General features: G+C 30.2%; 21 protein-coding genes. 10 read left to right on the forward strand and 11 right to left on the reverse strand.

The genetic code is table 11. From position 1 onward, the window contains the following. The first annotated feature begins 2 nt into the window (after window positions 1-2). Window positions 3-1,523 carry a S41 family peptidase gene (locus FP421_RS03415; RefSeq protein WP_159947611.1) on the forward strand — a complete coding sequence of 507 codons (1,521 nt, stop codon included), beginning with the start codon at window positions 3-5 and terminating at the stop codon, window positions 1,521-1,523. Here the strand turns inward: FP421_RS03415 and FP421_RS03420 are convergent. Both FP421_RS03420 and FP421_RS03425 read right to left on the reverse strand, forming a co-directional pair. Further along, a complete protein-coding gene (locus tag FP421_RS03420; protein ID WP_159947613.1) occupies window positions 1,515-2,414 on the reverse strand; it encodes a DUF72 domain-containing protein in 900 nt (299 codons plus the stop codon). The genes FP421_RS03415 and FP421_RS03420 overlap by 9 nt on opposite strands. Beyond that, on the reverse strand, window positions 2,414-3,385 hold the full coding sequence (locus tag FP421_RS03425) for a patatin-like phospholipase family protein (RefSeq protein WP_159947615.1): 972 nt from the start codon (window positions 3,383-3,385) through the stop codon (window positions 2,414-2,416). The genes FP421_RS03420 and FP421_RS03425 overlap by 1 nt, the downstream gene beginning before the upstream one ends. A 47-nt stretch (window positions 3,386-3,432) precedes the next feature. Between FP421_RS03425 and FP421_RS03430 the strand changes: the two genes are divergently transcribed. Genes FP421_RS03430 through pepT form a run of 3 tightly spaced genes read left to right on the forward strand, consistent with a single transcriptional unit; the run spans window position 3,433 to window position 6,277 of the window. Continuing rightward, window positions 3,433-4,479, forward strand: coding sequence for a WD40/YVTN/BNR-like repeat-containing protein (locus tag FP421_RS03430; RefSeq protein WP_159947617.1), 1,047 nt, complete (start codon window positions 3,433-3,435; stop codon window positions 4,477-4,479). A 56-nt stretch (window positions 4,480-4,535) separates the two neighbouring features. Further along, window positions 4,536-5,036, forward strand: coding sequence for a hypothetical protein (locus FP421_RS03435; protein WP_159947619.1), 501 nt, complete (start codon window positions 4,536-4,538; stop codon window positions 5,034-5,036). Beyond that, window positions 5,036-6,277 (forward strand): peptidase T, encoded by a 1,242-nt coding sequence (gene pepT / locus FP421_RS03440; RefSeq protein ID WP_159947621.1) that lies wholly within the window; start codon window positions 5,036-5,038, stop codon window positions 6,275-6,277. Before FP421_RS03435 ends, pepT begins: the two co-directional genes overlap by 1 nt. Before the next feature lie 147 nt (window positions 6,278-6,424). Here the strand turns inward: pepT and FP421_RS03445 are convergent, their stop codons facing one another. Continuing rightward, on the reverse strand, window positions 6,425-6,964 hold the full coding sequence (locus tag FP421_RS03445) for a lysophospholipid acyltransferase family protein (protein ID WP_159947623.1): 540 nt from the start codon (window positions 6,962-6,964) through the stop codon (window positions 6,425-6,427). Between the two features lie 90 nt (window positions 6,965-7,054). On the opposite strand from FP421_RS03445, the gene rmuC reads away from it, so the two are divergent. Further along, a complete protein-coding gene (gene rmuC / locus FP421_RS03450) occupies window positions 7,055-8,374 on the forward strand; it encodes a DNA recombination protein RmuC (protein WP_159947625.1) in 1,320 nt (439 codons plus the stop codon). Here the strand turns inward: rmuC and FP421_RS03455 are convergent. Next, window positions 8,371-9,549, reverse strand: a complete 1,179-nt coding sequence (locus tag FP421_RS03455) for a M14 family metallopeptidase (RefSeq protein WP_159947627.1) — start codon at window positions 9,547-9,549, stop codon at window positions 8,371-8,373. The two genes, rmuC and FP421_RS03455, sit on opposite strands and share 4 nt — an antisense overlap. Then, window positions 9,533-11,434 carry a CBS domain-containing protein gene (locus FP421_RS03460; RefSeq protein ID WP_159947629.1) on the reverse strand — a complete coding sequence of 634 codons (1,902 nt, stop codon included), beginning with the start codon at window positions 11,432-11,434 and terminating at the stop codon, window positions 9,533-9,535. The genes FP421_RS03455 and FP421_RS03460 overlap by 17 nt, the downstream gene beginning before the upstream one ends. A 218-nt stretch (window positions 11,435-11,652) precedes the next feature. On the opposite strand from FP421_RS03460, the gene FP421_RS03465 reads away from it, so the two are divergent. Continuing rightward, window positions 11,653-11,898, forward strand: a complete 246-nt coding sequence (locus FP421_RS03465) for a hypothetical protein (RefSeq protein WP_159947631.1) — start codon at window positions 11,653-11,655, stop codon at window positions 11,896-11,898. Window positions 11,899-11,917: 19 nt separating this feature from the next. Continuing rightward, window positions 11,918-12,103: a CsbD family protein gene (locus tag FP421_RS03470; protein ID WP_159947633.1), complete on the forward strand. Its 186-nt coding sequence runs from the start codon at window positions 11,918-11,920 to the stop codon at window positions 12,101-12,103. Between the two features lie 58 nt (window positions 12,104-12,161). Here the strand turns inward: FP421_RS03470 and FP421_RS03475 are convergent, their stop codons facing one another. Next, the gene (locus FP421_RS03475) at window positions 12,162-13,409 is read right to left on the reverse strand and encodes a cation:proton antiporter (protein ID WP_159947887.1); all 1,248 of its coding nucleotides are present in this window, start codon (window positions 13,407-13,409) and stop codon (window positions 12,162-12,164) included. 259 nt (window positions 13,410-13,668) lie between these two features. Here FP421_RS03475 and FP421_RS03480 point away from each other — a divergent pair, with 259 nt between their 5' ends. After that, complete coding sequence (locus FP421_RS03480) at window positions 13,669-15,120, forward strand: L-lactate permease (protein WP_159947635.1); 1,452 nt, start codon at window positions 13,669-13,671, stop codon at window positions 15,118-15,120. A gap of 64 nt (window positions 15,121-15,184) precedes the next feature. Here FP421_RS03480 and glyA read toward each other — a convergent pair whose 3' ends face one another. Continuing rightward, a complete protein-coding gene (glyA, locus tag FP421_RS03485) occupies window positions 15,185-16,459 on the reverse strand; it encodes a serine hydroxymethyltransferase (RefSeq protein ID WP_159947637.1) in 1,275 nt (424 codons plus the stop codon). 196 nt (window positions 16,460-16,655) lie between these two features. Here glyA and fahA point away from each other — a divergent pair, with 196 nt between their 5' ends. Further along, on the forward strand, window positions 16,656-17,933 hold the full coding sequence (gene fahA, locus FP421_RS03490) for a fumarylacetoacetase (RefSeq protein WP_159947639.1): 1,278 nt from the start codon (window positions 16,656-16,658) through the stop codon (window positions 17,931-17,933). A 248-nt stretch (window positions 17,934-18,181) separates the two neighbouring features. Beyond that, on the forward strand, window positions 18,182-18,850 hold the full coding sequence (locus FP421_RS03495; protein ID WP_159947641.1) for a hypothetical protein: 669 nt from the start codon (window positions 18,182-18,184) through the stop codon (window positions 18,848-18,850). Window positions 18,851-19,058: 208 nt separating this feature from the next. Here the strand turns inward: FP421_RS03495 and FP421_RS03500 are convergent, their stop codons facing one another. The 4 genes from FP421_RS03500 to speB all read right to left on the reverse strand — a co-directional run bounded on the left by FP421_RS03500 (window position 19,059) and on the right by speB (window position 23,015). Beyond that, complete coding sequence (locus FP421_RS03500; RefSeq protein ID WP_159947643.1) at window positions 19,059-19,337, reverse strand: hypothetical protein; 279 nt, start codon at window positions 19,335-19,337, stop codon at window positions 19,059-19,061. Window positions 19,338-19,438: 101 nt separating this feature from the next. Next, window positions 19,439-20,419 (reverse strand): deoxyhypusine synthase family protein, encoded by a 981-nt coding sequence (locus FP421_RS03505; RefSeq protein ID WP_159947645.1) that lies wholly within the window; start codon window positions 20,417-20,419, stop codon window positions 19,439-19,441. A 127-nt stretch (window positions 20,420-20,546) separates the two neighbouring features. Continuing rightward, a complete protein-coding gene (locus FP421_RS03510) occupies window positions 20,547-22,070 on the reverse strand; it encodes a carbon-nitrogen hydrolase family protein (protein ID WP_159947647.1) in 1,524 nt (507 codons plus the stop codon). 9 nt (window positions 22,071-22,079) lie between these two features. Continuing rightward, the gene (gene speB / locus FP421_RS03515) at window positions 22,080-23,015 is read right to left on the reverse strand and encodes an agmatinase (protein ID WP_159947649.1); all 936 of its coding nucleotides are present in this window, start codon (window positions 23,013-23,015) and stop codon (window positions 22,080-22,082) included. Window positions 23,016-23,037 lie beyond the last annotated feature (22 nt).

The following is a 23,037-nucleotide window of genomic DNA, read 5'->3' on the forward strand; positions in this document are numbered from 1 at the left end:
TTATGAAATATTTTTTTAAGACAACAACCCTAGTATTTTTATTAACATTCACTTTTTATTCTTGTAGTTCAAAAGACGAAGTAGAAGAAATTATTCCTGAACCAGAAGAAGAATTTGTTCTCACTACAGAGGATGAAATAAATAGATTTATTTGGACCGGTTTAAATACATATTATTTATGGCAAGACAACGTGCCAGATTTGAGTGATACTAAATTTACAAATTATAAAGAACTATATCTTAATTTTAGAAAATTTAGTAATCCAGAAACAACATTTGACGCATTGTTATATAAGAAAGGAGAAGTTGATCGTTTTTCTTGGATTGTAGACAATTATGTTGAACTAGAAAATTCTTTTCAAGGAATTTCTAAAAGTAATGGAATGGAGTTTGGCTTAGTTCAAAATAGTGATGGTAGTGAAAATGTTTTTGGATACGTTAGATATGTTGTTGCAAATTCTAGTGCCTCAGAAAATGGAGTTAAAAGAGGCATGTATTTTAATACTATTAATGGTACAAATATTACAATATCTAATTACAGAGATTTGTTATTTGGCGAAAACTCTACCACTTATACCATAGGTTTAGCAAATTACAATAGTGGATTTCCTACAAGCACTGGTAACAGCATCACTTTAACAAAAACAGAACTACAAGAAAATCCTGTCGCAGTAACAGAAACATTAAATGAAGGAGGTAAAAAAATAGGTTACTTAATGTACAATCAATTCTCGGCAAGTTTTGATGGTCAACTTAACGCTGCTTTTGCAAAATTTAAAGCTGATAATATAGATGAATTAATAGTTGACCTTAGGTATAATGGTGGTGGTTCTGTTAGATCTGCTATATATTTAGGGAGCATGATTACTGGGCAATTTAATAATCAAGTATATTCAAGACAAAGATGGAACTCAAAAGTAATTGAACAATTTGGTGCTGATTATTTTAAAGATAATTTTACCAATAGGATTTCAAATACAGATGGAGATGGAAATGTTATTTTAGATGAAAGTATTAATAGTTTAAATCTAGACAAAGCTTATTTTATAGTCTCTGGAAATACTGCTTCTGCATCAGAATTAGTAATCAATGCACTAAACGCTTACATTGATGTTAAGATTATTGGAGTAACCACTGTTGGAAAACAAGTTGGGTCTATTACGCTCTATGACTCTGAGGATTTACAAAGAACAGGGAAAAATTTAAATGCAAAACATGCTTATGCAATGCAACCTATTGTACTAGAAATTGTTAATAAAAACAATGAAAATGATATTGACGGATATACACCTGGTGTAGATATTCCTGGTGTTCAAATAGCAGAAGATTATGGTAATTTAGGAGAATTAGGAAAAACCTCTGATCCTTTATTAAATGCTGCTGTTAATTTAATAACTACAGGTTCTAAAGGTAATTTTAACTCTAAAACCAGTATTCACTCAAAAGAAATTTATAATTCTTCTATAGCTAAACCAATGGGCAATAACATGTATATAGAACTTAAAGACTTAAAATTAAAATAAGTCTATCTGAGTAGTTTGAGAATCACTATGGTTAGGAAGCAATATATCAAGTTTAAATTGAGAGTTTAAATTTTTGATGAAATGGGTTGCTAATAATGGTGATTCTTTCTCTAAATTTTGATGAATAAAAAAATGGATGTTTTGCAACCCTGCATCAATCCATTCTGTTAACTTATGATTCCAATCATCCAAACGATCATAATCTGTTGGATGATTTGCGCCAACAAATCGTATAAAGGCTTCATTGTTAGTCAAACGCATGTGCATCATATCTCTTCTGCCAGCAGTATCAACCAAGACATTGGCAACATTGTTTGCTTCCAGTAATTGGTAAAAATCTTCTGCAATTGCCTTATTAGCAAACCAATCTTTATGTCTCACTTCTACTGCCAAAGGGGTTTCTTTAGGCCAACTTTCTACAAAGTTTTGTAAAGTACTAAAATTCTTTGGCCCAAAATTAGCATGCATTTGTAAAAAGATAGTTCCTAATTTTTCTTGAAGGTTGCTAAAGTTATAGAGATAAGAATTTACCACTTCCTCTACTCCATTTAATCGTTTCCAGTGACTAATTTCTTGCCCTAACTTTGGAAAAAATTTAAAATTATTTGGAGTTTTATCACGCCATTTTTCAAATTGTTGTGCTGGAAAATTTCTGTAGAAAGTTGCATTTAACTCAATGGAGTTGAATTGTTTAGAATAATATTCCAATTCATCCTTAGTACCTCTTGGGTAAAATCCTTTCAAATCTGCTCTATTCCATTTTGCACATCCTACAAAAACACTTGGTTTTTCTGGTTTTTTAAAATTTCTCAATAAACTTAAAGTATCCTTATGCGTTTCTGGTATTGTAAAGTCTATAATTTCTGGGTGATCTACTTTTCCAAATTTCATTATTTTACTTTTAAATCTTCAACATCACTTATGCCTTCATCTATTTCTTTATCTGTAAGAACATCTGGTCTAAACTCACTCATCAATTCATCACGTTGTGATTTTGCGTATTTGTAACCAGATTTCCACCATTTTCGCATCAAATTTTGATCAAAAACTAAAGAGTTTGTTGTTAAAACTGTTGGGGTATAATACAAATTTAACTTGATGTCTTTATTTGTTGCGGCTAGTTTACCAATAGTTATATTGTGCCTTTCTACATGTGTAAGCATAAAATCAAAAACATCAAATAATAACGAAAAAGGATTTTTTGCAGGTAGTCTATTAAACTGAGTCACTTCTGTTTCTAAAATAATAGCATCAATTTCTGTAGCTCCTCTTAAAATGGCATCACGAATTGGTACTAAAGAACCAAAACCTCCATCTGCATATTGTTGGTTATTTTTTTCGAGCAAACTCATAAAAGGCACATAATTACAAGAACCCCATACCCAGTCGCAAAAATCCTCGTAAGTACATTCATTACTTGATTTGTATTCAATTTGATTTGCAGTTAAATTAGAAACAGTAACCACTACTTCTTTTTCACTTGCTTTAATCTGTTCGTACATTTCTTTGGTAATTTTCTTCTTTATAAGACTTCTTAAGTTTTTACTCTCACCAAAGGTTTTTCTACCGTTTAAAAAATTCCAAAATGTATTTAAATGTCGAATGCTAACTACTTTTTCACCAGCTACTTTTTTTATTTTAAAAGGATTGTTACTAAAAATAGTTTTCTGATTTACATTGGTATACAAGTCTTTCAATTCATCTAGCATCCCTAATGCCAGATGCGAAACCATTAAACTTCCTGTAGATGTTCCTAAAAATAAATCGTATTCTTTACGTTCTTTTTTCATAAGGTATTGCGCAACTCCACCTGCAAATGCTCCTTTACTTCCTCCTCCCGAAATTACCAATGCTTTTTTCATTATCTACAAAATGATTTGTTTATTTTAGTCCTATAAAAATATCAAAAATGAAGAGAATAATCATATTTATTTTTACTTTACTTTTTTTTATCTCTTGTGATACGGAGTATCAACCAAGAAATATCAAGAGTGTTTCTATCCAAGAATTTAAACTAGATAGCATAAGCATTAGAGCCATACAAATTGTAAACAAAAATAAAGTGATTTATGCTGGTTCTAATGGAAATATTGGGTATGTAGACACAGACGAAAAAAGCAATGCTAATCCAATATCAATACAATATCAAGATTCAATTTTGCCAAACTTTAGAAGTATTGCTTCAAACGGGCAAGCTGTTTTTGCCTTATCTATTGGTAATCCTGCATTATTGTATAAAGTTTCTGGAGGTAAATCAACTTTAGTTTATAAAGAAGAACATGGAAAGGTGTTTTATGATTCCATGAAGTTTTTTGATGATAATCTTCATGGAATTGCAGTTGGTGACCCAACAGAAGATTGTCCTTCTATTATCATTACAGATGATGGTGGTGAAACTTGGAACAAAATTTCTTGTGATAATACTCCAAAATTTAAAAATGGTGAAGCTTTTTTTGCAGCAAGTAACACCAATATCAAAACAATAGGAAGTACTGTTTGGATTGCTTCTGGAGGTGAAAAAGCTCGTGTTTTAAAATCTGATGATTATGGAAAAACTTGGCAGATTTATGACACTCCAATTATTCAAGGAAATGGACCACAAGGAATTTATTCTATTGATTTTTTTGATGAAAACACCGGAATTGTTATTGGTGGAGATTATTCAAAACCATTAGAAAATAAAGCGAACAAAGCAGTTACTAATGATGGTGGCAAAACATGGAATCTTGTTGCAGACGGATTAGAACCTAATTACAAAAGTTGCATACAATATGTGCCAAAAACTCAAGGAAAAGAAGTCTTTGCAGTGGGCAAAACAGGAGTTTCTTTCTCTAATGATGGTGGACAAACTTGGCAAAAAGTATCTGAAGATAGTTATTATATCATTCAATTTGTAGATAAAAAAACAGCTTGGTTGGGTGGAAACAATAAAATAGGAAAACTGGTTTTACAATAATGATAAAAAAGTATTTTATAATTTGTTTTCTCATTTGTGTTTCTTGTACAAAACAAATGCAATTCAGTGAAGAATTTCACTGCAAGCCTTCAAGTTTAGAATATTTAGAAACTGTTAAAGATGTTAGAAATGCTTTTTCTATCTCTATTCCTAAAAACTGGAACATCAATTTGTATGAAGATGCCTTACAATCGTCAATTTTTACAGCAGACACTACCAAGCAACTTACAGAAACCTTTTTAATTGATGTAAGTTACATCAAAAATAACCTTCAATTTGATGACCTATTCAAATTAAAAATTGAACAAGAAAACTTGAATAAAAACCTTATTCAAAAAAAAGCAAAAGAAGTTACAATTATAGAAAAACCAGCATACTTAGTTATTTCTAAAGGTCAAAAATCATCTTTATTATATCAAAAACTACAGGCTTTTATCAAAATAAATCAAAAACATTTTATCTTAGCTAAAGTCGAAATTTATGGAGATTCTTTAGTAGAAAATAGATTATGTCAAGCAATTTCTTTAATCGAAAAAATAAAAATTACACAACAATAATGATTGACAAACAACATATTACCAACCGATTCTTAAAATATGTAACCATAGATACTGAGTCAGACCCTAACAATCCTGCTTTTCCAAGTACAGAAAAACAATGGAATTTGGCAAATGTTTTAGTAGAAGAATTAAAACAAATTGGCATGAAAGAAGTTGATTTAGATGAAAACTGCTACATTATGGCAACCTTGCCTAGTAATTTAGATTATAAAGTGCCAACAGTTGGTTTTATTGCACATATCGATACTAGTCCAGATTTTACTGGAAAAAATGTAAAGGCTAAAATAATTGAAAATTATCAAGGAAATGATATCATTTTAAATGACGAAGAGGGTATTGTTTTGTCTCCTGATTATTTTGATGATTTATTACAATATAAGGGTCAGACTTTAATCACTACAGATGGTACAACACTTTTAGGAGCTGATGATAAAGCCGGAGTTACAGAAATTGTAACAGCTATGGAATATCTTATTAAACATCCTGAAATTAAACATGGAAAAATAAGAATTTGTTTTACTCCTGATGAAGAAGTTGGCAAAGGTGCACATTTATTTGATGTTGAAAAATTTGGTGCAGAATGGGCTTATACTATGGATGGTAGCCAAATAGGAGAATTAGAATATGAAAATTTTAACGCGGCAAGTGCTAAAATTACTGTTAAAGGAAAAATTGTACATCCTGGTTATGCCAAAGGGAAAATGATTAATTCTATGTTGATTGCCAACGAATATATTGCTCTAATTCCATCAGAAGAAACACCAGAAAAAACAGAAGGTTATGAAGGTTTTTTTCATTTGCATGATATGACAGGAACTGTTGAACAAACCGTTTTGGAATATATTATTAGAGATCATGATTTAGATAAATTTGAAAAACGTAAATATTTAATGCAAAAAATTGCTTTCGACTTTAATGAACGTTTTGATAATGAAGTAATTCAGGTTGATATTAAAAATCAATATTTTAATATGAAAGAAAAAATTACTCCTGTAATGCATATTGTAGATATTGCAGAGGAAGTAATGAAAGAAAAAGGAATAACACCTATAATTAAAGCAATTCGAGGAGGAACTGATGGTTCTCAACTTTCTTATAAAGGATTACCTTGTCCTAATATTTTTGCAGGTGGACACAATTTTCATGGACGTTTTGAGTACGTTCCTGTAGAATCTATGATAAAAGCAACTGAAGTTATTGTAGGTATAGCTGAGAAGGTTTCTAAGAAATATGCATAAAAAAAGTCTCCAGAGATCTGGAGACTTATCTATCATAGCTTATGCTATTACAGTAAACTCATTAATAATAAAGCCCCTAATCTCTATTAAGAAATCTTGTTTACATCACAAAATTACAAATTTTTATTTTATTATCACCATATAAAGTTAAAATAATTCAGGATTTTTACCTTTAATATTCTTAAAAAAGTCATAAAACACCTCAAAATCCTTCTCTTTATTGTCCGTAATATAATAAGGATCAGATATTTTCACTCTTTTATTTCCAAAATCTAAAGTCGCCATAACTATAGGTACGTTTGCCCCTTTAGCAATATAATAGAACCCTGTTTTCCATTTTTCTACTTTTTTACGAGTGCCTTCTGGAGATAATCCTAGACGAAACTCTTCTTTTCTATTAAAAATCTGCACAACAGCATCTACCAAATTATTACTTTGAGAACGATCTACAGGAGTTCCTCCTAACTTTCGAAAGAAAAACCCGAAAGGTGGTTTAAATAAAGAACCTTTACCAATAAAGTGAACCATTACCCCTAAACTCATGCGTGTTAAAATAGCTACAGGAAAATCTACCCAACTTGTATGTGGTGCAGCAATAACAACATATTTTTTAGGTGTTGTAGGAAATGAATTTTCGATTTTCCAGCCTAAAAGTCTGAGTAATATAAATCTTGAAATGTATTTCATTAAAAAAGTTAATAATTGTTTACAAAATCCATTAAATAAGATTTTCTATTGTATTTTAAAGTGATAAATTTAAGGACTAAAATTGATATAATGACAGAATTGATTACATACTTAATAATTGCCATTGTTTTTGTGGCTATTGGATTTTATATTGGTAAAATCCTCAGTAAGTTAGCATCAGAAAAGGAAAAATCCACTTTAGAAGAACGTGCATCATTATTACAACAATCTAAAGAAATTGTAGATCATAATTTAATTGAACTGCAAAAAGAAGTAAAATCAAATCAACAAGAAAAAGAACAATTACTCACTCAAAACACAAGATTAGAATCAGAATTAAAGAATCTACAACTAAAGTTGGATGAGAATAAAAACGAAGTTGAAAAACTACAAGAAAAATTCACCAAAGAGTTTGAGAATTTAGCGAACAAAATTTTAGATGAAAAATCGAACAAGTTTACAGAACAAAACAAGGAAAACATAAAAAACATTTTAAATCCGCTTCAAGAAAAAATAAAGGTTTTTGAAGATAAAGTAGACAAAACTCATAAAGAAAGTATCGATTATCACGCAGCTTTGCGTCAGCAAATATTAGGTTTAAAAGAGTTGAATCAGCAAATGAGTAAAGAGACTTTAAACTTAACTAAAGCCTTAAAAGGTGATAATAAAATGCAAGGTAATTGGGGCGAATTGGTTTTAGAGCGCGTATTAGAAAAGTCTGGTTTAGAGAAAGATAGAGAGTATTTTGTACAGCAGAGCTTTACCAATGATGATGGTAAACGCATGCTACCAGATGTAGTGATTCATTTGCCCGATAACAAAAAAATGATTGTCGATTCTAAAGTTTCTTTAGTAGCTTATGAGCAATTTGTAAATGCTGAAGATGATCGTAATAAAGAACAATTTTTAAAAGAACACATTACCTCTTTAAAGCGCCATGTTGAACAATTATCAGAAAAAAAATATGAAGATATTTATAAAATAGAATCACCTGATTTTGTATTGTTGTTTATCCCTATTGAACCTGCTTTTGCTGTGGCTTTGAATGCAGACAACCACTTATACAACAAAGCTTTTGAAAAAAATATTGTTATTGTTACTCCTTCTACTCTTCTAGCAACCTTACGTACTATTGATACGATGTGGAATAACGAAAAACAACAACGAAATGCTCTAGAAATTGCAAGACAAGCTGGTGCTTTGTATGATAAATTTAATGGTTTATTAGGTGATTTAATTGGAATTGGAAAACGTATAGACGATAGTAAAAAAGAATATTCTAACGCAATGAATAAACTTTTTGAAGGTAGAGGAAACCTAATTATAAGTGTAGAAAAGTTAAAGAAAATGGGTGCTAAAGCAAAAAAAGCTTTACCTGAAAAAATTATTGAAAGAGCTAGTGATAATTAAATAAACTCACTCACTTTACGGTCTCTTTTGATAAAATATAGTTTTCCTTTTTTTAATACTTTCTTTCGATAGCCAAACAAATGGAATATTTCTGTAGCTAAAAACTTTGCTGTTTTTGGGTTTACAATTAAAGTATGTGGTTTTTTCTTTTGTGATGTAACGCCTGGTAATAATTTTAAGATATTGTGCATATGCAGTTTTCGTAAAAAACGAGAAATCGTTAGCCAAAAACGAGATAACCTAGAGATTATAAAGTACCCATCATCACCTTTTTTTTGATACAATGGCATAAATATTTTACCATCAAATTTAGCCAACAGTTCTTGATTATTAGAATAAGCTAAAAGTTCGTTTTTTTGAATTTCTTGAAAGTTTTTATAACCTTCTATCATCTTGAACTCTTCAAAAGGTTTTATGGTGTATTTGAAATCTATCTTGTAAAAATCTTGCGTTTCATTAAACATTGATAATGAATGTTTGTAAAATCTATATTTAACGACATCTTTTTTTCTGACACATTTTGCAGCTACCAAAGCCAACCAAAGAAATGCAACACAGTTATCTACAGAAACTTCTTTATCATGTTGACCCGCTTCAAACCCTAATGCAATATGTCCAAATTCATTGATGTAAGTCAATAGTGGACCATCTAAATATTCCTCAATTCCTAAAATTGTTGGAATCGAGAAATTAGCAGAATATTTTCTGTTATTTAAAGAATCACTAATTGTAATAAATGGTTGCGTATCTGCAGAAGTAGTGTGTAAATCTAAAAAATAAAAAGGCCCTTTTTCTGTTTCTAAAATATTTTTAATGATATGATAAATCTCTTTTTGCTCTTTTGATTCTTCATCTAAATCGTCTTCTTCTAAATAAAGTTTTAAAAGCTGTTCTTTGGTCCAAATACGATTTAAATCCACATTTTGAAAACGAATGTTTTGTGAAATTGCGTTGATATTTCCAGAAATTCCATAGAAATTTCCTTTTAAACTAATTTTTTCAGATCTAATAGTCTCAAATACTTTTAACAATGCATTTACTCCTGCTCTTTCATTTCCATGAATACCTCCTAAAGCAATCACTGTTGGAAATTGTTTGCTACCCACAACTTTTCCTAAAACTCTCTGAACAGAAATTTTTTGACTAAAAGATTCAATTTCAATTGGATTTATCATCAGCTATTTTTCTTTTTTCTATGCGTTCTAAATCATTTTTTGTAAAAATACCAACTAATTTACCATCATTTACAACAATTACAGAAGTGTTCTCTGTGGTTTCAATTAATTTTTTTACTTTTTCATAAGACGTTTCTGGTTTTACAATATCATAATTTTTGGTCATGATATTTTTAGCAACTTTATTTTGTATTTTTTTTGATGTAAAATCTAATTTTTCCAATCTATTTTTCTCAAGTACACCTGTTACTAAATTGTTTTTATCAACAACAGGAATATGATGAATATTTTTCCATTCCATTATTTTAAAAGCTAGTTGCAACAAATCATTTTCATGAACCACAAAAAGTTCTGATGACATTATTTTATAAACTTTATCGTATTTTTTTGAAATATCATTTTGATGAACGTTTATTTCATCCCATTCTGAAATAGGGATATTCAATCGTTGATTTTTATAGGTATGCTCTGTTAAAATTGCATTAGATTCGTATTTAGAGACTTCTTTTCTAAGCTTTCTTTTGTTTCTAATGAGCCATTTACTACCTGTAATGCTTTTATCTATTCTTTTTTGAATGATTTCTAAATAATAGTCAATTTCTTCTTCATCTACATTCGATTTTAATAAACCTTCTTTTGCCATAGGAAGTAAAATATTTTCTAATAATTTCTTGGCAGAAATTCCTTTTCCGAACCATGAAAAATAAGTGTTTATCCCAGTTCTTGCCGCATTTATAAAGTTACCTTTTGCTTCATAAAAAGGCATTTTTAGCCAAATCTTTTCATATTGTTTTGGCATACCTTGCATAACCCCAACCCACAATAATGTATTTGCAATTTCGTCTTTTATACTTGGCCCAGAAGGAATATATCTGTTCTCAATACGCAAATGTGCTACATTTTTATGCACGCCATAGCATAATCTATTCCATTTGTATAAAGTTCCATTATGAAGGTTAAAAGCTTTTAATTGGGGCATAATTCCATTCTGAATCGATTCTAAAGAGTTTTCTTCAAACTCAGAGGACACAATTGGTGGATACCTAGAAATATCATCTGTAAATAATTCTAAAATAGAGTTCTTTACCCAACCTGTTCCAAAAGATACTCTAGGTTTTTGTTCTCTAGAAATATGCGAAACGTTACGTAAATCAATACTTTGTTGAAACAAAGCAATTCTAGTTTCACTCCACAATTCTTTACCTAATAACAAAGGTGAATTAGTCATTATAGATAATAAAGGACCAGCTATTGCTTGAGACCAATTGTATTTATCAATAGCCTCATCTGGACTAATTTGTAAGTGTACTTGAAAACTTGTATTGCATGCTTCAAATAAAATAGATTTATGCTTTAACATGAGTTCTTCAACTCCTTGAATATGTAATTTAAAATCATCTCCTCTAATTTTTTTTAAAACATTATTCAATGTTTTATAACGTTTATAAGGTGTTATATTTTTAAATACTAAGTCTTTTTTTCTTAGAGTTGGTAAAATACCTGATAGAATTAATTTGTTATTTTCAGTAGCTTCTGCAACTTTGTACCCTTTATTTAATAGTGATGTTAATTGTTTTTCAATTTCAGAAAAACAGTTGTTCTTTAATTCAAAAGGATCAAGGTTGATTTCTAAATTGAATAAGGCCAGCTCTGTAGTATAATGATCATCATCTATTTTATCAAGAATTTCTATGGCTTTAATAGAAGGCCTGTAATCTTTATCTACAATACATATTTCTTGTTCTGCTCCTACTCTTTGAATACCGGTTTCAAACAAATTGTTTTGTAGCATATACTCAAAAGCTTCAATGTCATTTAGTAAATGACGTACAAAATCTTTACGATCTTTTAGGGTTTTGATTGCGGTAACAGATTGTGATCCCATAATTTAGGTATTCCTCTAAGTTACGAATATCCCAATTAATAATAACATTAAAAATGACTTTTATCATTATAAAAAACACACTGAACCCTACAATTTTATCAATTATAAATAAAAATTAATTGATAAAATACTTCAAGTTTTCATTTGAGTTATTATTTACATTGATACAACTAATATAGAGTCTGTAAATCTCATAGTTTTGGGTAAACAAAAATATTATGTCAGAAAAAACAAAAAGAGCTAGTGTCGAAAATGTTACAAAAGGTAACTCAGGTGATAAGCAAGAACAAGGTTTACATCCAATAAAAGGCACAGTAAAAGATAATCATTACAAAGATGAAGATGCTTCTAAAAATAGATTAGAAGGATTGGATAAAGAAGAATTAGAAAATCAAATACAAACAGCCACAGAGGCTTCTGATAAACGAGTGTCAGATAAAATACAAAACTCAGAAAATAAATAATAATTTAAAAACAAAACTTATGAATACAGATATAAGAGAAGGAACTTGGAAACAGATAAAAGGAGAGTTTAAAGAAAAACTTGGTGAAATTTCTAATGATAACTCTACAAAAGCAAAAGGTGAAAAAGAAAAATTAATTGGAGAAATTCAAGAAAAATATGGTAAAACCAAAGATGAAATTACCGAAGAAATTAAAAATTGGTAATTTTCTAACTATTAGATTTAACTAAAAAAAGCATCAGATTTCTGATGTTTTTTTAGTTCTAAATTTCTTTTTTCTTAAACTTTTCTACTAAGTTCCCCACTGTTAAACCTTGCACAATAATTGAAAATACTACAACAACATACGTAATAACTAAAAATAAATCTCTGTGCATATCTGCTGAGAGTCCTAATGCCAATGCAATTGAAATTCCTCCACGCAAGCCACCCCAAGTCATAATTAAGTTTGTTTTTGGAACAAATTCTAGTTTCTTTTTAAATAAATTAATTGGTAAAAACAATGATATATATCTACAAACTAATACAATAGGAATTGCTAAAACTCCTACTAAAATATATTTCCCTTCAAAAACCAATACCAATAACTCCATACCAATTAATACAAATAGAACTGCATTTAACAAGATGTCAATAAGTTCCCAAAATTTATCTACATATTTTTCTGTAACTTCAGACATGGAAGATGCTCTAACAGTATCATTACCAATAATTAAACCAGCAGTTACCATGGCTAAAGGCGCTGATAAATGTAATTTATGTGCAATTAAAGTCCCTCCCATAACTGCTGCTAGTGTAATGATTACTTCAATGTCATAATCATTTATAGATTTCATAAGTCTATAAGAAACCCAACCTAAAATAGCTCCTAATAAGATTCCTCCAAAAACTTCTTGTCCAAATAACTGAACAATATCAAAGGTTTCTGTTTGTTCTAATCCAGATTTTGCAATTTGAAAAATAGTTAAAAACACCACAACTCCTACTCCATCATTAAACAATGATTCACCAACAATTTTAGTTTCTAGCTTTTTAGGAACACCTGCTTTTTTTAAAATTCCTAATACGGCAATAGGATCTGTTGGAGATATTAATGCACCAAATAACAAACAATAAATTAAATCAATTTGAAAATTTAATAGTTGTAAAACAAAATACATCACAAATCCAACTAAAAAAGTAGAAGTTAAGACACCTAAGGTTGAAAATAATAGTATTGGCCAACGTTGAATTTTTAATTGCTCAAAATTGGTATGCAATGCTCCTGCAAACAATAAAAAACTTAGCATTTCATCGAGTAAAATACTTTTAAAATCGATACTAGAAATAATAGATTTTTCTAAGTTTAAAAGTGTTGGGTCAACATAACTCAACAGTAAAACACCTAAGGTAAAAATGATGGTAATAATCATCAAACCTATAGTATTAGGCATTTTTAAAAAGCGCACATTGATGTAACCAAATACTGCTGATAAAAAAATTAAAATTGTTGCGATAAAATAGGCATCCATATTTTTATGTTTTTTCAAATTTAAAAAAAGGAGGCTTAATCAGCTATACTAAATAAGATTATTTACTCTCTAATTATAGACTAAGTCTATTTATTTAAACATTTATTGGTATTGGGATAGATCATTGTCCTAAAAGATTTAAATAAGAGTTGATATTTATCATAATTGATAACTTAAAGTTGACTTAATTTTGGATTTTAATTTGGTTTTCTTAGACAAGGAATTGAACATTTAAAGTTTTATTTTATAATTATAACAGATGAGTCTTCTTTTTTCGCTACTATCATTAATCCCAATTTTAGTACTTCTATTAATTAGTCTATTTAAAGGTGTAAAAGCAGGAGTTTACTCAGGTTTTATTATAACAACCCTATTATTTTTTGTTTGGGGTAGTCCTTTTATTGCTTTTCCAGCTGCATTGGTTTCGGCTTTTATCAATACAATATCAATATTGATGATTATTTTTGGAGCATTGTTGCTTCATGCAAACATGGAGCAAGTTGGATTTATCGAAAACATAAAAGTTTCTCTAAAAAAAGCACATCATAACACTAGTTTTCAGTTTTATTTTTTGGCATTTTTTTTAACAGCATTTTTTGAAAGTGTTGCAGGTTTTGGTACACCAGGAGCTATTGTGCCTCTATTGCTAATTTCTTTAGGTTTCTCGCCTATTTTATCTATTGTAGTTGTTTTATTAATTGATGGTTTATTTGCAATTACAGGAGCTATTGGTACACCTGTTATTGCTGGTTTTGGTAATAACTTAGACTTAACTACAGATCAGACCAATAATATCTATATTTATGCTTCTTGTTTTATGATTATTTCTGGAGCAATACTTCTATTTTTCATTAAACGTTTTGTAAATAAAGAACATTCCTCAATTTCTGCATATAGTTGGAAAATGTACTTTAGTGTTACCATTCCTTTTGTAATACTATCTTTTTTTCTACAAGAACTCACAGGGATTGTAGCTGCAACAGTTATGGGAGCAATTGCTTATTTTTTCTTTTTTACAAACAAAGATTTGGTTTGGAAACCATGGCTACCTTATGGAATATTAGTGGTTTTATTATTAGTTCCAAAATTGATACCACCATTGCAACCTTTAATCGCCTATAAATTATTATTTAATGAGATATTTAGCTCAACAGTAAGTGCATCATTTTCACCTTTTAGATCTCCGTTATTTCCGTTTGTATTTGCAGCAATCTGTACTGCACTTTTAGGAAAGAATAGAAAGATGCAGTTAAAACCCGTATTTAAAAAAACATTGAGTGTTTTTTTAATTCTATTTCCTTCATTAGCTATTACACAATTGATGTTATCTAGTGGTTCTGAAATGCCATCTATGATAGATACAATGTCCATTTTATTTGCAAAAACCGGTAATGCTTATCCACTAATTAGTCCTTTTATTGGAGTTATGGGAACGTTTATTACAGGAAGCACTACAGTATCGAATATTATTTTTGGATCAGTTCAATTTAACACAGCAGAAAATTTAAGTTTATCAAAAGAGCTCATATTGGCAATGCAACTTAATGGCGCTAGCTTAGGGAACGCAATTTGCTTATTTAATATTATTGCTGCTGCAGCTGTAGCAGGTGTTACTCAATATACTAAAATATTAGGTAAAAATATTATTCCTGTTCTACTAGCAACATTTATTACCTCTATTATTGGGATGATAATTCTACAATTAATTTAAAACAACTCATAAAAAAACACCACTTGAAAAGTGGTGTTTTTAAGAACTTATAATTTTTATAAAGTTACATTACAAACAATCTACGAGAACTCATCATTTCTGATACTCTTTCTCCTATTTCATGCAATGCTTCATCATTATCTGCATTTTGTAATGCTTCATCTATAAAGTCTACAACTTGCTTCATGTCTTCTTCTTTTAGACCACGAGTTGTAATCGCTGCTGTACCAACACGAATTCCTGAAGTAACAAATGGCGATTTATCATCAAACGGAACCATATTTTTATTTACTGTAATATCTGCCTTACCTAAAGCAATTTCAGCATCTTTACCAGAAATATCTTTATTTCTAAGGTCAATTAACATACAATGATTATCTGTCCCTCCAGAGATTAAATTATATCCCTTAGCAACAAATTCTTTAGCCATTGCAGCTGCATTTTCTTTCACTTGAATTTGATATTCTAAAAACTCATCCGTCAACGCTTCACCAAAAGCAATTGCTTTAGCTGCAATAACGTGTTCTAATGGTCCACCTTGATTACCAGGAAAAACCGCAGAATTTAATAAGGTAGACATTTTTTTAGGTTTACCTGATTTTAAGGTTTCTCCAAACGGATTTTCAAAATCTTTCCCAATCATAATCATTCCTCCTCTTGGGCCACGTAGTGTTTTATGAGTAGTTGTTGTTACGATATGACAATGAGGTAAAGGATCGTTTAAAATACCTTTTGCAATTAAACCTGCAGGATGAGAAATATCTGCCATTAAAATTGCACCAACGCTATCTGCAATGACTCTAAAACGTTCAAAATCGATATCTCTAGAATATGCTGATGCACCAGCAATGATTAATTGAGGTTTTTCTGCAGTAGCAATTTCTTGAATTTTATCGTAATTTAAAACACCTGTTTCTTTTTCTACTCCATAAAAAACAGGATTGTATAATTTTCCAGAAAAGTTTACTGGAGAACCATGTGTTAAATGTCCACCATGAGATAAATCGAAACCTAAGATTTTATCTCCTGGTTTTAAACACGCTGCAAAAACAGCTGTGTTTGCTTGAGAACCAGAATGAGGCTGTACATTAACATATTCTGCACCAAATAATTCTTTGGCTCTATCTATTGCAATCTGCTCTACAATATCAACAATTTCACAACCTCCATAATATCTCTTCCCAGGATATCCTTCAGCATATTTATTGGTTAAAATAGAACCTTGTGCTCTCATTACTTGATCACTTACAAAATTCTCAGAAGCGATTAATTCTAAGCCATTTAACTGTCTTTCGTTTTCTTCTTGAATTAAATCAAAAATTTGATTGTCTAATTGCATTATTATTATTTTTATAGAAGCATCAAAAATAACAAAAAACGTATTCGTAAAAAACAAGTTTTAGTGATATTTTATAATTTTTAACGATTATTATATTTTTACGAATAAAGTACTGTTAAAAATAAATTTTTCATTGATATTTTATTTTAAAATGAAAAAAAAATATGTAGGTTTGAGGAAAATAAAATGAAACAAAATGATCATAACAGCAAATAATCCTAATCGTAAATCTTGGTTAAAAGTTGATAAAAATTCAGATTTTCCAATTCAGAATATTCCTTTCGGGGTTTTTATCACAAGGGATGACATTATCACTATTGGTAGTAGAATTGGTGATTATGCCATAGATTTAGGTGCCTTTCATCAACTAGGTTATTTTGATGGAATTCCGTTAACAGATGATATGTTTCTACAAGATAATCTAAATGATTTTATTGCAGATGGCCGTAAAACTTGGCGTTTGGTAAGAAATAGAATTGCTGAAGTTTTTGATGTAACTAATGGTAGTTTACGCGATAACGCGGATCACAAAGACAAAATTATTTTTAGAATGGATGAAGTAGAAATGTTATTGCCTGTTGCTGTAGGTGATTATACAGACTTCTATGCAAGTAAAGAGCACGCAACCAATGTTGGTTCTTTATTTAGAGATCCAGAAAATGCTTTATTACCAAATTGGTTGCACATTCCTATTGGTTATCATGGAAGAAGTTCTTCAATCATACCTTCTGGAACTCCAGTAAGAAGACCTTTTGGACAAACAAAACCGGCAGAAGGAAGTGATAGACCAAATTTTGGGCCTAGTCAATTGTTAGATTTTGAACTAGAAATGGCTTTTATTACAACAGATGCTAACGTTTTAGGTGATAGAATTCCTATTGAAGAAACAGAAGAATATATTTTTGGTTTAGTACAATTTAACGATTGGTCAGCAAGAGATATTCAAGCTTGGGAATATGTGCCCTTAGGCCCTTTCTTAGGAAAAAGTTTTGCTTCTACTATTTCTCCTTGGATCGTTACTTTAGATGCCTTAGAACCTTTTAGAGTTGATAACCCAAAACAAGTGCACAAACCTATGCCTTATTTAACACAAAAAGGGAAAGGAAGTTATGATATTAATTTACAAGTAGCTATTCAACCAGAAAACGCCGAAGAAACTGTTGTTTCCAATTCTAACTTTAAATATATGTATTGGACCATGGCGCAACAATTGGCACATCATACTGTAAATGGTTGTCCTGTAGAGGCTGGAGATATGATGGGTTCTGGAACCATTTCTGGACCTACAAAAGATAGTTTTGGTTCTATGCTAGAATTGACTTGGAGAGGACAAAATCCAATACAATTAAAAGACGGAACAGAACGTAAATTTATTAATGATTATGATACCGTAATTATGCGTGCACATTGTAAAAATGATAAAGTACGTATTGGTTTTGGAGAATGTGTTGGTAAAGTATTGCCTGCTAAATAATTACTTCTCTTTTCTTATTTTATACAATAAAATAACTTAATTCATACAAAAGCCTAATCTGATGATTAGGCTTTTGAGTTAATCGTGTTTATAGGATTTGACTTTCTGATAAAAAAGTTCGAACTTAGCTTAAATTAGAAACCGATAACATGGTTATAAATATCATCTAGTGTTAAATCTAGATGCATACTAAATGTGTTTTACGTTTTTGAGAGAAAAGTTGAATTAAAGATAAAATTCAAAAACCCATGAAAAATATTATTACTGCTATTGCTTTTATAGGATTGTTGGTTTCTTGCACATCATCAAATAAAACTAAAACAGAATCAAATGAAACTTCTTCAATAGAAAGTATTTCTAATGCTAAAGAGGTACTTTTTAAACCTATTAATACTGATGAAGCGTTAGTTGCAACTGCATTATTGGCTGCACCAGAGGAAAGTAGAGAAAGTTGTACAGTTATTGGATATAATATGGCTGGTGAATTTGTGACGTTTAAAAAGGGAAATAATGAATTCATTGTTCTGGTCGATAATCCTATTCAAGATGGATTTAATGCTGCTTGTTATCACAAAGATCTTGAACCTTTTATGGCAAGAGGAAGAGCCTTAAAAGCAGAAGGAAAAAATAGACAAGAAATTTTTGATATTCGCGAAGCAGAAATGAAATCGGGTAAACTAAAAATAGCAACTGGATCAACATTGCATATTTATTATGGAGCAAAATCAATGTATAACCATGAAACTTCAAAAGTTGAGGGAGCTCAACTACGTTATGTAGTATATATGCCATGGGCAACAGCTGCTTCTACAGGTTTACCTGAAACTCCAATTGCCTCAAACCACCCTTGGATTATGAATCCTGGAACTCATAGGGCACACATCATGATTTCTCCTTTATCACAAGATATAGATTAATTTTTTTTTGTGTTGAAAACTAAACAAGCACAAATAGAAAACAAAATAAGGTGTTTAAATAATTATTTACTTTGTTTTTAATTGTAAAAAAGAACTTAATATTAGGCATTTTTAATTGCAAATTTGCTTAGACTAACACGTTAGCTAAATCAAAAAATCTCTTTTCAATGAAGAAAAGAGATTTTAATTTAAGAAACTATTTTATAATTTAATCTTCATCTTCAAGATCATTTGCATCAAAATCGTTATTATCATCAAAAAACTCTTCATCCTCAGCATATTCTTCCATCGCATTTTCTAATTTCGTGCTAATTTTCACCAAATAGTTAGTGTCTTTAGTTTTTACTTCTACCGCTTTTATGGTCTCTCCTTTTCCATTTTTAAATGAGATAATATCTTCATAATCATAACCATCAGGGTATTTTTCAATCAAAAGATCTAAAATATCTTTGGTTAATTTTGCGTACTCTACAATTACTCTTTTCATTTTTTATAATTTGAATATCATATTGAGCGCAATCGATAGGTCTTTTTTTTATGAAAACTCTAATTTAAAAGTTCTTGATTTCGCTCAAATTGACAAGTGTATTACATTTCTAAAAGATAAGCAAAAATTAATGGAGCAACAATAGTAGCATCGCTCTCAATGATAAACTTTGGCGTATCAATATCTAATTTTCCCCAAGTTATTTTTTCGTTAGGTACTGCACCAGAATACGAACCATAACTAGTGGTAGAGTCGGAAATCTGACAGAAATAACTCCAAAATGGCGTGTCTGTTTTTTCCATATCTTGGTATAACATGGGCACAACACAAATAGGGAAATCTCCAGCAATGCCACCTCCTATTTGAAAGAAACCAATTCCTCCTGAACTTTCTGGATTAGCATTTTCTGTATACCAATCTGCTAAAAATGTCATGTATTCTATTCCAGATTTCATAGTAGCTGCTTGTAGTTCTCCTTTTAATACATAAGATGCAAAAATGTTTCCCATAGTAGAATCTTCCCAACCAGGACAAATAATAGGAAGGTTTTTTTCTGCGGCTGCGTACATCCATGAATCTTTGATATCAATTTCATAATATTGCTCTAAAACACCAGAAAGTAATAATTTGTACATGTATTCGTGTGGTAAATATCGTTCTCCATTCGCTTCTGCTTCTTTCCATATTTTTACAATATGTTCTTGTATTCTTCGAAAAGCCTCTTCTTCTGGAATACAAGTATCTGTAACTCTATTTAAGCCTTTTTCTAATAAACCCCACTCATCTTGAGGTGTTAAATCTCTATAATTTGGTACGCGCTTGTAATGAGAATGAGCTACTAAATTCATGACATCTTCCTCTAAATTGGCTCCTGTACACGAAATAATTTGTACTTTATCTTTACGAATCATTTCTGCAAAAATTTTCCCTAGCTCTGCAGTACTCATCGCTCCTGCTAATGAAACTAACATTTTGTTTCCTTTATTCAATTGTTCTTCATATCCTTTTGCAGCATCTACTAAAGCTGCTGCATTAAAGTGTAAAAAGTATTTTTCTATAAAATTTGTAATTGGTTTATTCATTTTTTAATTTTTTAAGTAAAATCTTTAAAACGTTCTCGAAACATCCTAATTAGCATAGAGACACTCGAACTAATAGTTTTTTATCAGTATTCATTTTATAAATTTTAGATTCTACTAATTATTTTTATTAAAGTTTTCGAACTTCAAAAATATCTGTTCTTCTGTCTTTTAAATTACGTACACTCCCAAATTGGTTCAAGTCTTTTAACAAATCTAAATCCACATCAGCAATTAAAATCATTTCTGTATTTGTGGTTGCTTCTGCTTTGATTCCGTTTGCGGGAAAAGAAAAATCACAAGGTGTAAATACCATAGACTGTGCATATTGAATATCCATATTATTTACTTTAGGTAAATTCCCTACACTTCCTGCTATAGCCACGTAACACTCGTTTTCTATTGCCCTTGCTTGTGCACAATGTCTTACTCTAGAATAGCCATTTTGGGTATCTGTTAAAAACGGAATAAATAAGATATCCATACATTCATCAGCCAAAATTCTACTCAGTTCTGGAAACTCAGCATCATAACAAATCAATACACCTATTTTTCCACAATCTGTATCAAACGTTTTTAATTGATGACCACCTTGCATTCCCCAAACTTTAGCTTCATCTGGAGTAACATGTAGTTTTTCATAACGATCTGTTGTGCCATCTCTTTTACAGATATAACCAACATTATATAATAAACCATCTTTTATTTCTGGTACGCTTCCAGTAATAATATTGATGTTATATGTAATTGCCAACTCAGAAAATTTCTGAACAATAACTGGTGTATATGCTGCCAATTCACGAATTGCTTGAGATTCTGGTAAATGGTTATGTTCTGCCATTAAAGGCGCATTAAAAAACTCTGGAAACAGAGCAAAATCAGCTCTATAAGCAGACACAGCATCTACAAAATATTCTGCCTGCTGCATTAATTCTGCCAAATCTTTATACAAACGCATTTGCCATTGAATTAATCCTAAACGAACAACACTCTTTTTTGTAACCGCCTTTTTAGTTTCTTTTTTATAATAAACATTGTCCCATTCTAATAAAACAGCATAATCATTTGAGTCTGTATCGCCTTCTAAATATCCTTTGATTACTTTAGAAGGATGAAAATCGTTAGAGATTTGAAAGTTTAATACTGGGTCATAAATTTCTTTACGTTTTACTTTCTCTAAATATTCTTTAGGCGTTATTTTATCAGCATATTTGTTAAAATTAGGAATTCTGCCACCAAAAGCAATTCCTCTTAAATTGAGCTTTTCACACAATTCTTTTCTGTAATCATACAACCTACGTCCTAATCGTAAACCTCGATATTCTGGTTTTATAAAAACTTCTATACCATATAAAACATCACCTTTATCAGAATGTGTATTAAACGAATAATTACCGGTAATTTCTTGGTAGGTGTGGTGATCATCAAACTTATCATAATCTACTCGCAAAGAAAAAGCACAACCCGCCAATTTATCGTTAATTTTAATAACAACTTGTCCTTCTGGAAATTTATCAATTAAAGATTGTATTTGAGCCTCATTCCAATACATGTTCTCCATATTAGAATACACTTCTATCATTGCCGCTTTTAGTTGTTGATAGTCGTTAATGGTCAAATACTGTAATTCTATATTTTCTATGTTTTTAATCATTATATTTGATTAATAATTGTCATCATTGTCTTTAAATTTCGAAAACTTAGTAAAGGTTTCTTCATTTTCTCCAATATCATAATCATCATCATTTTCTAAAAATTTATAGCTTAGCATTTTATAGAATATTTTTGCAGCTAAAAAATCTGATGATTTATCATTTTCAATCGGGCATAATTCTACCATATCAAAACCAACAACATTTTTTTCATCAAACACACGTTTTAAAAATTCTAAAGTTTCGTAATAAAACAAACCACCTGGTTCTGGCGTTCCAGTACTAGGGAAAATAGATGGATCTAATGCATCTAAATCGAAAGTAATAAAGACGTTGGTACTTAATTGATCGATAACATCATCCATCCAATCTTCGTTTAAAGCCATATCATGAGCAAAGAAAACCTTGTCTAAATTCATTTCTCTTTTCTCTGAAATGTCCATGCTTCTAATTCCAACTTGCACTAAGTTTGTAGATTGATTTGCTTCAAAAACTGCACAAGCATGATTGCATTTAGACCCTTCGTATTCTTTTCTTAAATCAGCATGAGCATCTATATGCAACACTGTTAAGTCGTTAAAACATTCGTTAAAAGCTCTAATTGTTCCAATAGAAACAGAATGTTCTCCACCAAAAACAGTTACAAATTTATTTCTGTTGATGTACTTTTTAGTTTCTTGATGAACAGCGTCTATCATAGCTTCTGGAGAACTATTTTCGGTAACAGGCTCTGTTAAAAAAACACCCTGTTTATAGACTTCAGAATCTGTTTCTATATCATACAATTCCATATTCTCAGAGGCGTCTAAAAAAGCTTTAGGTCCTTTGTCTGCTCCTTTTTGCCATGTACTTGTTCCGTCATAAGGAACAGGGATAATTACAATTTTTGATGTGGACAGGTTTCCAAACTCCTGTGGAATTCCTGCATATGTTTTTAATGTATTCATTTTATATTTTATTTCTAAAAGA

This window comes from Polaribacter septentrionalilitoris (genome assembly GCF_009832745.1).
Taxonomy (GTDB): domain Bacteria; phylum Bacteroidota; class Bacteroidia; order Flavobacteriales; family Flavobacteriaceae; genus Polaribacter; species Polaribacter septentrionalilitoris.